Below are 11,017 nucleotides of genomic sequence, written 5' to 3' on the forward strand. Positions count from 1 at the left end.
AAAAACAATCTTGCAGTGCGACATTATTTTTCGCTTTTGTTGTTTTATCATTCGAATATGACACTGAATCCACGACAGAGCGCGCTGATCGAAATGGTGCGGGCCCAGGGCTCGGCCTCGATCGAAGAGCTCGCCAAACGCTTCGACGTGACGCTGCAGACCGTGCGGCGGGACGTCAACATCCTTTCCGAAGCCGGCCTCTTGTCGCGCTTTCATGGCGGCGTCCGCATCGAAGCGTCCACCATCGAGAACATTGCGTACCGCAAGCGCCAAGGCCTGCATGCCGCAGGCAAGCAACGCATCGCCGAGGCCGTGGCCCGCGCGGTGCCGGATGGCTGTTCGCTGATTCTGAACATCGGCACCACCACCGAAGCCATTGCGCGCGCGCTGCTGCGCCATCGCGGGCTGCGCGTCATCACCAACAACCTGCACGTGGCCGACATCCTGTCCGACAACCCGGATTGCGAAGTCATCGTGGCCGGCGGCGTGGTGCGTTCGCGCGACCGCGGCATCGTGGGCGAAGCCACGATGGATTTCATCCGCCAGTTCAAGGTCGACATCGGACTGATCGGCATCTCGGGCATCGAGGCCGACGGCACGCTGCGCGATTACGACTTTCGCGAAGTGCGCGTGGCCCGCACGATCATCGAACAATCGCGTGAAGTCTGGCTGGCCGCCGATAGCAGCAAGTTCAAGCGCCAGGCCATGGTGGAACTGGCGCATATCTCGCAGATCGACCGGTTCTTCACGGACGCGCATCCTCAGGAGCCGCTGGCGCAAGTGTTGCTGGATTCGGGCGTGCGCTGTGACGTCGCCGCGGCGCCGAACCTGCCCAAACCGACACCCTGACCCGTGCGCCGCAGTGGGCCCACTCCCCGCTTGCGCGCTGCCGGCACAAATATCGAAGCATTCACCTCGCGGCCACGCCGCCCCCAAAGAACATGAACCAACCCCTCGCCTCCGTCACCCCGCCCGAACGCAGCCGCCTTCTGAACACGCTGGACAACACGCATTCCTGGGACGTCATCGTCATCGGCGGCGGTGCGACCGGCCTGGGCACGGCGGTGGATGCCGCCGCGCGCGGCTACCGGACGCTGCTGATCGAAGGCGCCGACTTTGCCAAGGGCACGTCCAGCAAGGCCACCAAGCTCGTCCACGGCGGCGTGCGCTACCTGGCGCAAGGCAATGTCAGCCTGGTGCGCGAAGCCCTGCACGAGCGCGGCCTGCTCAATCGCAACGCCCCGCATCTGGTCTGGCCTCTGGGTTTCGTGGTGCCGGCCTACACGATGATGGACCAGCCCTTCTACGGCATCGGCCTGAAGATGTACGACATGCTGGCGGGCAAGCTGAACCTGTCGCCCAGCCGCTGGCTGTCGCGCCGCGAGACGCTGGCCAACGCCCCCACCCTGGCCGAGACCGTCAACGGACGCAGCCTGAAGGGCGGCGTCCTGTACTACGACGGCCAGTTCGACGACGCGCGCCTGGCGATCAGCCTGATGCGCACGCTCTTTGATCTGGGCGGCACGGCGGTGAACTACGTGCGCGCCACCGGACTGACCATGACCAATGGCAAGGTGGACGGCGTCACGGCCAAGGATGTGATCGGCGGATCGACCTTCACGTTGCGCGCGCGCTGCGTCGTCAACGCCACCGGCGTGTGGGTCGATGCGGTGCGCCGCATGGAGGACAAGAACGCGCAGACCATGGTGGCGCCCAGCCAGGGCGTGCACCTGACGCTGCCGCGCGACTTCCTGCCCGGCAAGCGCGCCGTCCTCATCCCGAAGACCGACGACGGCCGTGTGCTGTTCGTGGTGCCGTGGAACGGCCACACCATCGTCGGCACCACCGACACGCCGCGCCAGGATCTGCCGCTGGATCCCGACGCGGGCGCGCAAGACATCGATTTCATCCTGAACACGGCGGCGCGGTACCTGAGCCGCAAGCCGACGCGCGACGATGTGACCAGCGTCTGGGCCGGCCTGCGCCCGCTGGTCAAGGCGACCGGCGAAGCCTCCACCAAGAAGCTGTCGCGCGAGCACACGATCCTGGTGTCCAAGGCCGGCCTGGTGACGGTGACGGGCGGCAAATGGACGACGTACCGGCGCATGGCGCAGGACGTGGTGGACACCGCGATCCAGCACCAGCTGCTGACGCAGGCCTCGTGCCGCACCGAGTCGCTGCCGCTGCACGGCGCCGGCGGCCTGGCGCCGTCGCAGGAACACGCCGGCACGCCTGACAGCTACTACGGCAACGATCTGGCGACCCTGCAAGCCCTGCCCGGCGCCGGGCGCATGCTGGTCAAGGCCAGCGGCCTGTCCGAGGCGCATGTGCGCTTTGCCGCCCGCTACGAATTGGCGCGCAGCGCGGAAGACGTGTTGGCGCGCCGCAACCGCGCGCTGTTCCTGGACGCCGAGGCCGCCATGCTGGCCGCGCCCGAGGTCGCGCGCATCCTGGCCGAGGAACTGGGCCACGACGCGGCCTGGCAGCAGCGCACGCTGCAGGACCTGGCCACCGTCGCGGCGAACTACCGCTTGAAGTAAACCGCTACGGCACGCGCAGCGGGCTGCCCCCGATCATCGATTCGAAGACGCGCAGCAGGTCGGGATCGCATTTCGATCCCGCCTCCTGGTTCAGGATCCGCATGATCTGCGTGTGGGTGCGCGCCGGATGGTAAGGCCGCGCATCGCCCAGCGCGTCGTAGGAATCGGCGACCGAAATGATGCGCGCATGCAGCGGAATGGCGTGGCCCGACAGGCCATCCGGATAACCGGATCCGTCGAAGTGTTCGTGGTGGTGGCGCACCGCCAGCGCAATGGCTTCGCGCTGCGGCATCGCGGTCTGCAGGATGATGAAGGCGCCCGCCGCGGCGTGCGCCTTCATGATTTCCCAGTCTTCCTTTTCCAGCCGCTGCGGGCTATGCAGCACGCGGTCTGGCGTGCCGATCTTGCCCACGTCGTGCAGCCGCGCCGCCACGGAGACGACGTCCAGTTCATCCTGCGGCAGCCCGCAGGCCCGGGCCAGCGCAACACTTAGCGCAACCACCCTTTTGCAATGCCGGCCGGTGGCCGGGTCGCGCGCCTGCATGGCGGCGAAAAGCGCCGCTTCATAAGTTCCTGCTGGAAGATCGGGGACGTCGGGGGACATTGGAAAGCACGCGCGCCGCAACGGCATGACGGCGCGCTCAGTTCAGAAAGGCGGGATTCTGACACAATCCGCCACAATGCCGGGCCGCATCGCGCTTGGCGTGCGGCCCGGCCCGTGTCCTGCCCTGCGAGCCCGGCGGGGATCAGTCCTTCAGGCGCTCCAGCAGCGCGCGCGCCACGCCCACCGACGAGCCGGGATTCTGCCCCGTGATGAGCAGGCCGTCGCTGACCACGTGCGGCTGCCAGTCCGGCCCGCTGCTGTACAGCCCGCCCAGCTTTTTCAGTTCGTCCTCGACCAAAAACGGCACGACGTCGGTCAACTGTACGGCCGCTTCTTCCGCGTTGGAAAAGCCCGTGACCTGCCTGCCCTGCACCAGCGGCTTGCCGTCGGCGGTCTTGGCGTGGCGCAACACGCCGGGCGCATGGCACACGGCCGATACCGGCTTGCCGGCGGCCAGCATGGTTTCGATCAGCGCCACCGAATTGTTGTCTTCGGCCAGGTCCCACAGCGGGCCGTGGCCGCCAGGATAGAAGACCGCGTCGTAGTCCGAGGCCTGCACCTCGGACAGCCGGCGCGTGGATGCCAGCACGCGCTGCGCGTCGGTGTCCTGCTTGAAGCGGCGCGTGTCGTCCGTCTGCGCATCGGGATCGTCGCTCTTGGGATCGAGCGGCGGCTGGCCGCCCAGCGGCGAGGCCAGCGTGAGCTTGGCGCCGGCGTCCAGAAACGCGTAATACGGCGCCGCAAACTCTTCAAGCCAGAAGCCCGTCTTGCGTCCCGTGTTGCCCAGCGTGTCGTGGGAAGTCAGCACGATCAGGATGTTCATGTAGCGCTCCATTCGTCAGGGCCGACCCGCACAATGCGTTTGCCGGCATTTTCGCCCTTGAGCAGCCCGATCAGCCCGCGCGGGGCGTTCTCCAGGCCGTCGACCACGTCTTCACGATACTTGATGCGGCCTTGCTTGATGAGGTCCAGCATGGCGTCGCGGAATTCACCGTAGCGGTGCGCGTACTCGTTGAAGATGATGAAACCCTGCATCTTCAGCCGCTTCGTCAGGATGGTGCGCATGAGCAGCGCAAGCCGGTCCGGGCCCTCGGGCTGGCTGGTCGCGTTATAGGCCGAGATCAGTCCGCAGACCGGCACGCGGGCGCGCGGGTTCAAGAGCGGCAGCACGGCATCGAAGACGGCCCCGCCGACGTTTTCGAAATACACGTCGATGCCTTGCGGCACGGCCGCGGCAAGGCGGCCCGCCAGGTCCGGCTGCCGATGGTCCAGGCATTCGTCAAAGCCCAGTTCCTGGACCACGTAGCGGCACTTGTCCGGTCCGCCCGCAATACCCACGACCTTGCAACCGTGGATCTTGGCGATCTGGCCCACCACCGCGCCCACCGCCCCGCTGGCCGCGGCCACGACGACGGTTTCGCCCGCCTTGGGCTGGCCGATGTCCAGCAGTCCCATGTAGCCGGTAAAACCGGGCATGCCCAGCACGCCCAGCGACCAGGACGGGTTTTCGGGATTGGCGCCCAGGCGCAGCAGGCCCGCGCCGTCGGACACGGCGTAGTCCTGCCACCCGGTCTGCGCCAGCACCCATTCGCCGACCGGAAACTGCGGATTATTCGAGGCCTGAACGCGCGTGACGGTACCGCCGACCATCGGTTCGCCAATCTGCACGGGCTCGGCGTAGGACGGGGCATCGCTCATCCGGCCGCGCATGTAGGGGTCGAGCGACAGGTAGACCGTGCGCAGCAGCACCTGGCCCGGCCCCGGTTGGGGGACTTCGCCCGTTTCCAGGCGGAAGTCGGTATCAGCGGGCTCGCCGTGCGGCCGCGCGGCAAGCACGATACGGCGGTTGGTTGAAGCGGATTGGGGCATGGTGTGCGGCCTCCTTCATGGAGCCGGCCGGGCCTCGCTACACGCCCGGGCGGCGTGGTGGGGAACCGGACCATTACACCATCGCACGCCGCCGGCAGCCGCTGAAACCCTGATGATCGAACCCTCTTTTAATTAATTAATTCTTTAATTAGAATCCGCCGCATGGCTTCCGCATCCCCTCCTTCGCCCCCGCGCCGTCCCGGGCGTCCGCCGCGTCCGGACACCGCCACCGCGCGCGCCAATCTGCTGGATCTGGCCACGCAGCTGTTCGCCGCGCAGGGCGTGGCCGCCACCACGATCGCCAACATCGCGCAGCGCGCGGGCGTCACGCCGGCGATGCTGCATTACTACTTCAAGAGCCGCGACCAATTGATCGACGCCGTGGTGCTGGAGCGGATCGTGCCCGTCATCGGCTATGTCTGGGCTCCCGTGCCGCTTGAGCCGGGAGGAGCCGCCGGTGGCCCGGCTGCTGATGGGCCGGCTGCTGGCGGCACGCCCGCGGCTCCCCTGCCCGATCCGGCGTCGGCGGCGCGAGGCTTCATCACGGAAATCGTGGGCCGCGTGGTCCAGAGCGCGACCGAAAAGCCCTGGCTGCCGTCGCTGTGGATGCACGAAGTCGTCAACGAAGGCGGCCAGCTGCGCGATCGCGTGCTGCGCCATCTGCCGTCGGACCGGCTTCAGGCGTTCGCTGGCCTCATTGCCGAATGCCAGCGGCGCGGCGCCATCACGCCGGGGGTGGAACCGCGTCTGGTGTTCCTGTCCATTATGGGCATGACGCTGCTGCCGCTGGCCACGTCGAATTTATGGCGCCGCATCTGGCAGAACGACCCGTTGGCGCAGACCATCGACAACGAAGCGATCGCGCGCCACGCGATCGCCATGCTGACCGGCGGCCTCTTTGCGCCAACCACGCCGCCAACCTCCTCGTCTTCAGGACGCTGACCATGCGCACCCTCCGCCTTCTGCCCGCTTCCCTGGCCTTGCTGACGCTTTTCGGCTGCGGCAACAACGACCAGGCCTTCTACCAGGGCTACGTGGAGGGCGACTATGTCTATGTGGCCTCGTCCGAGCCGGGGCGCCTGGACACGCTGGCGGTGCGGCGCGGCCAGCAGGTCGACGCCAACCAGCCGCTGTACACGCTGGACGCCACGCGCGAAGCCGCCGCGCGCGACCAAGCCCAGGCCGAGCTGTCGGCGGCGCGCGCCCAGCTGGAGGACATTGCCACAGGTAAGCGCCCCCCTGAAGTCGACGTCAGCCTGGCGCAATTGGCGCAGGCGCAGGCGGCCAGCCGGCGGTCCACCGCGCAGCTTGCCCGCGACAATGCGCAGTTCCGCGTCGGCGGCATCCCGCGCTCGCAGCTGGACGACAGCCGCGAGCAGGCGCAGTCGGACGCGGCGCGCGTGCGCGAACTGCAGGCGCAGGTCGAGGTGAACCGGCTGCCGGGGCGCGACGACGCGCGGCGCGCGCAGGCCTCGCAAGTGGAGGCGGCCGACGCCGCGCTGGCGCAAGCCGAATGGACGCTGGCCCAGAAGCAACTGGCCGCGCCGTCCGCGGGCCGGGTGTTCGACACGATGTATCGGGTGGGCGAATGGGTGCCCGCCGGCAGCCCGGTCGTCAGCCTGCTGCCGCCCGGCAACATCAAGGTGCGCTTTTTTGTGCCGGAGACGGTCGTGGGGTCGCTGAAGATCGGGCAACAGGCCACGCTGCGCTGCGATGGCTGCGGCGATCCGATACCCGTGCGCATCGATTACGTATCGGATCAGGCCGAATACACGCCGCCCGTGATCTACAGCCGCGAAAGCCGCAGCAAGCTCGTGTACATGGTTGAAGCGCGCCCCGCCGCCGACGTGGCGGCGGGGCTGCATCCAGGCCAGCCGGTGGAGGCCACCCTGCCATGAGCACCCCCGGCTCCGCCGCCAACGTCATCGACGTTCACGGCCTGAACAAGCACTTCGGCAACAAGCACGTCGTGAACGACGTGACGCTGCAGGTGCGCGAGGGCGAAATCTTCGGCTTCCTGGGCCCCAACGGCAGCGGCAAGACGACCTGCATCCGCCTCATGTGCGGATTGCTCACGCCGGATTCGGGCAGCGGCACCTGCCTGGGCTACGACATCCTGCGTGAGAGCGCCCAGATCAAGCGCAACGTGGGCTACATGACGCAGAAGTTCTCGTACTGGGAGGACCTGACCATTCGCGAGAACCTGGATTTCGTGGCGCGCATGTACGGCATGGACCAGCGCAAGGAAGCCGTGGACCGCGCGCTGCAGGATCTGGGGCTGCAAAGCCGCGCGGGGCAGTTGACGGGATCCTTGTCCGGCGGCTGGAAGCAGCGGCTGGCGCTGGCCGCCTGCCTGCTGCACCAGCCAAGGCTGCTGCTGCTGGACGAGCCCACCGCCGGCGTGGACCCGACGGCGCGGCGCGATTTCTGGGAGCAGCTGCATGCGCTGGCGGCGCGCGGCATCTCGGTGCTGGTCAGCACCCACTACATGGACGAGGCCGAACGCTGCCACAAGCTGGCCTACATTTCGTACGGCAAGCTGCTCACGCAGGGCACCGCCGACGAGGTCATCGCCGAACAGGACCTGACCACCTGGGCGATCCACGGCGCCAACCTGGTTCCGCTCGGCCAGCAGTTGCGCGGCGCGCCCGGCGTGGACCAGACGGTCGCATTCGGGTCGGCGCTGCATGTCAGCGGCAAGGACGCGGCGCAGCTGGAAAACACGCTGCGCGCGGCCATCGCGGGCCAGGACCTGCGGCTGGAACGCGTGGACACCAGCCTGGAGGACGTCTTCATCTACCTGATGAACCGGTCCACCGACAACTTTGCGAGCCCGCCATGACCGCGCGCCTGAACGGCTTTTCGTGGTCGCGCTGGTGGAGCATGGTGCTCAAGGAATTCCTGCAGCTGCGCCGCGACCGCATCACCTTCGGCATGATCGTCGGCCTGCCCATCATGCAGCTGGCGCTCTTCGGGTACGCCATCAATACCGACCCGCGCCAGATGCCCACCGCCATCATCGCCTCGGACCACAGCCCGTTCACGCGCAGCTTCATCGCGGCGATGCGTTCGTCGGACTACTTTCACATCGTTGAGGAACTGGACACCGAGGAAGCAGGCCGCGCCGCCCTGGCGCAGGGCCGCGTGCTGTTCGTCGTGACCATTCCGCCCGACTTCACCCGCAGCCTGTTGCGCGGCGAACGCCCCGCCCTGCTGATCGAGGCTGACGCCACCGATCCCATGGCCACGGGCATGGCGCTGGGCGCGGCCACCCAGCTCACCCAGGCCGTCGCGCAGAAGGATCTGACCGGGCCGCTGGCAAGCCTGGCGGGCGGCCAGCCGCCCTTCGACGTACGCATCCACCAGCTCTACAACGAAGAACAGATCTCGCAATACAACACGGTGCCGGGGCTGATGGGCGTGATCCTGACCATGACGCTGGTGATGATGACCGGGCTGGCGATGACCCGCGAGCGAGAGCGCGGCACCATGGAAAACCTGCTGGCGATGCCGGTGCGGCCGATCGAGGTGATGACCGGCAAGATCGTGCCCTACATCGCCATCGGTCTCATCCAGGCCACCATCATTCTCGCGGCGGCGCATTTCGTGTTCCACGTGCCCGTCATGGGCAGCCTGCTGTCCGTCTACCTGGCCGCGCTGCTCTTCGTCGCGGCCAACCTGACGGTCGGGATCACGCTGTCGTCGCTGGCGCAGAACCAACTTCAGGCCATGCAGCTGACCATGTTCTATTTCCTGCCGAACATGCTGCTGTCCGGCTTCATGTTTCCGTTCCAGGGCATGCCGATGTGGGCCCAGCACCTGGGCAACCTGCTGCCGCTGACGTATTTCAACCGGCTGATCCGCGGCATCCTGCTCAAGGGCAACGGCTGGTGGGACCTGTGGCCCAACATCTGGCCGCTGATGCTGTTCACCGTCATCGTGATGACCGCCGCCGTGAAGTTCTACCGCCGCACCCTGGATTGATCCCATGCTCCGCGCCCGCCACCTGCCCGCTTCCCGCCCCCTGGCCGTCTCGGCGCTCTGCGCCCTGCTGTCCGCCTGCGCAGTCGGCCCCGACTTCGACAAGCCGGCCGCGCCCGCCGTGTCGTCCTATACGCCCGGACAGGACGCGCTGCCGCCGGGCCAGCAGCGCCTGCAGGCGGGCGCCGACATCCCCGGGCAGTGGTGGCGGTTGTTCCAGTCGGAGCCGCTGGACCGGCTGGTGCGCCAGGCGCTCGACGCCAGCCCCACGCTGGACGAGGCGCGCGCGCGGTTGCGGCAAGCGCAGGAAGACCTGGCCGCCGACACCGGCGGGCGCATGCTGCCCGCAGTGGACGGCAACCTGTCGGCGGCCCGCAAGAAGGTGGATCCGGCGGCCTATGGCGTGCCGGTCGCCGAGCCGCCCCCGCCCTTCACGCTCTACAACGCCTCCATCGACGTGTCCTACACCCTGGACGTGTTCGGCGCCAACCGCCGCGCGCTGGAAAGCCTGGCCGCGCAAATGGATTACCAGGCCCACGAACTGCAGGCGGCACGCATGTCGCTGGCGGCCAACGTCGTCACCGCCGCCATCCGCCAGGCGGACCTGGCCGAGCGGCTGGCGGCCACGCGCGATCTGCTGGCCGCGCAGGTGAACCAAAAGGACATCATGCAAAAACGGCTGGAGGCGGGCGGCATCGCCCTGGCCGACCTGCGCAACCAGGAGCTGCTGGTCGCGCAGACGCGCGCCACCCTGCCGCCGCTGGAATTCCAGCTGGCGCAGGTGACCCATCAGCTTGCGACCTACCTGGGCATGCCGCCCGCCAGCCTGCAATCGCCCCCGCTGCGCCTGGCGGACCTGACGCTGCCGGCGGATTTGCCCACGGGCGTGCCCTCGGCATTGACGCGCCAGCGGCCTGACATCCTGGCCGCCGAAGCCCTGTGGCACAAGGCATCGGCCGACGTGGGCGTGGCCACGGCCAACCTGTATCCGCAGTTCACGCTGACCGCCAGCTTCGGTTCCCAGCGCACGGGCGCGAACGAACTGGCCGATGGCGTGAATGTCTGGAATCTTGGCCTGGGGCTTGTCCAGCCGCTCTTTCACGGCGGCGAGTTGCGCGCGCGCAAGCGCTCGGCCGAAGCCGCGTACGACGCGGCCGCCGCGGCCTACCGCCAGACCGTGCTGGATGGCTTTCGCCAAGTGGCCGATGCGCTGCGGGCGCTACAGACGGACGGCGAGGCCTTCGCGGCCTATGACGACGCCTGGCGCCGCGCGGACGACGCCGGCCGCATCGCCGCGGGCCGCTACCAGGCCGGCGGCATCAGCCACCTGAGCCTGCTGGACAGCCAGCGGCAGGTGTTACAGACGCGGATTTCGCGCATCGAGGCCGACGCGGCGCGCTACACCGACACGGCCGCCTTGTTACAGGCGCTGGGCGGCGGATGGTGGAATGAGGCGGTTGCCGCCGTTCCGTGAGCCGCCAAAAGGCGATTCCCGCGACCATGACCGAGAATTCGGGTAGGAAAGTGTCGTTGAGCGCTTTTTGGAAAGCGGTGTAACCGTTGCATCATGCCTGTGCTCAAGCTGCATGATGTTCACACCGATTCATGAATGACCTATTAGACCTGATCGTCTTCGCTCCCGACGCCGGCCAGCGCGTGCGCCGCAGCGACGAACTGGCCGAAATGGGGTTCTCGCCGCGTCCTTGCGAAGACTCCAACGGACTGTTCCGCCTGTTCCAGGCCCGCCGCACCCCGCTGCTCGTGATGCAAGCCGAATTTACCGATCTCTGCATGGCCGTCGCAGGTCTGCGCGCCATGGACACCACCGCCGGCATCGTCGCCATTTCCGCTTTCGACACCCCCGAGAATCGGATCCTGGGCCTGCACTGCGGCGCCGACGCCTGCTTTTCGCCCGACGTCGCCACGGGCGAGATCGCGGCCGCCCTGCAGGCGCTTGTGCGCCGCGTGCCCACCGCCGCCGGCCGCCGCGCCCCCGAGGCCGAGCCGCGCCCGGCCGTAGCCG

General features: G+C 68.0%; 10 protein-coding genes and 1 pseudogene. 8 read left to right on the top strand and 3 right to left on the bottom strand.

Translation table 11 applies throughout. The annotated features are described in order from the left end of the window. The first annotated feature begins 57 nt into the window (after positions 1-57). Both HV786_RS25275 and HV786_RS25280 read left to right on the top strand, forming a co-directional pair. Complete coding sequence (locus HV786_RS25275) at positions 58-849, top strand: DeoR/GlpR family DNA-binding transcription regulator (RefSeq protein WP_056317250.1); 792 nt, start codon at positions 58-60, stop codon at positions 847-849. A gap of 92 nt (positions 850-941) precedes the next feature. Beyond that, positions 942-2,540 (top strand): glycerol-3-phosphate dehydrogenase/oxidase, encoded by a 1,599-nt coding sequence (locus HV786_RS25280; RefSeq protein WP_175211997.1) that lies wholly within the window; start codon positions 942-944, stop codon positions 2,538-2,540. Between the two features lie 4 nt (positions 2,541-2,544). Here the strand turns inward: HV786_RS25280 and HV786_RS25285 are convergent, their stop codons facing one another. The 3 genes from HV786_RS25285 to HV786_RS25295 all read right to left on the bottom strand — a co-directional run bounded on the left by HV786_RS25285 (position 2,545) and on the right by HV786_RS25295 (position 5,013). Next, positions 2,545-3,144 (bottom strand): HD-GYP domain-containing protein, encoded by a 600-nt coding sequence (locus tag HV786_RS25285; protein WP_128829669.1) that lies wholly within the window; start codon positions 3,142-3,144, stop codon positions 2,545-2,547. 142 nt (positions 3,145-3,286) lie between these two features. Beyond that, a complete protein-coding gene (locus HV786_RS25290) occupies positions 3,287-3,967 on the bottom strand; it encodes a type 1 glutamine amidotransferase domain-containing protein (protein WP_128829668.1) in 681 nt (226 codons plus the stop codon). After that, positions 3,964-5,013: an NADP-dependent oxidoreductase gene (locus tag HV786_RS25295; protein ID WP_056317238.1), complete on the bottom strand. Its 1,050-nt coding sequence runs from the start codon at positions 5,011-5,013 to the stop codon at positions 3,964-3,966. Before HV786_RS25295 ends, HV786_RS25290 begins: the two co-directional genes overlap by 4 nt. Before the next feature lie 162 nt (positions 5,014-5,175). On the opposite strand from HV786_RS25295, the gene HV786_RS25300 reads away from it, so the two are divergent. From HV786_RS25300 to HV786_RS25325, 6 genes and pseudogenes are all read left to right on the top strand, one after another. Continuing rightward, entirely contained in the window at positions 5,176-5,955 is a 780-nt protein-coding gene (locus HV786_RS25300) for a TetR/AcrR family transcriptional regulator (protein WP_175211998.1), read from the top strand. Positions 5,956-5,957: 2 nt separating this feature from the next. Beyond that, a complete protein-coding gene (locus tag HV786_RS25305; protein ID WP_175211999.1) occupies positions 5,958-6,911 on the top strand; it encodes an HlyD family secretion protein in 954 nt (317 codons plus the stop codon). Next, positions 6,908-7,855, top strand: a complete 948-nt coding sequence (locus HV786_RS25310) for an ABC transporter ATP-binding protein (RefSeq protein WP_128829459.1) — start codon at positions 6,908-6,910, stop codon at positions 7,853-7,855. Before HV786_RS25305 ends, HV786_RS25310 begins: the two co-directional genes overlap by 4 nt. Next, the gene (locus HV786_RS25315) at positions 7,852-8,997 is read left to right on the top strand and encodes an ABC transporter permease (protein WP_128829460.1); all 1,146 of its coding nucleotides are present in this window, start codon (positions 7,852-7,854) and stop codon (positions 8,995-8,997) included. The genes HV786_RS25310 and HV786_RS25315 overlap by 4 nt, the downstream gene beginning before the upstream one ends. A 4-nt stretch (positions 8,998-9,001) precedes the next feature. Then, entirely contained in the window at positions 9,002-10,468 is a 1,467-nt protein-coding gene (locus HV786_RS25320; protein WP_175212000.1) for an efflux transporter outer membrane subunit, read from the top strand. Positions 10,469-10,599: 131 nt separating this feature from the next. Next, a pseudogene (locus HV786_RS25325) lies at positions 10,600-11,017 on the top strand (response regulator transcription factor); the annotation flags it as partial.

It is taken from the genome of Achromobacter mucicolens (assembly GCF_902859725.1).
In the GTDB taxonomy this organism is placed as follows: Bacteria; Pseudomonadota; Gammaproteobacteria; order Burkholderiales; family Burkholderiaceae_B; genus Achromobacter; species Achromobacter mucicolens.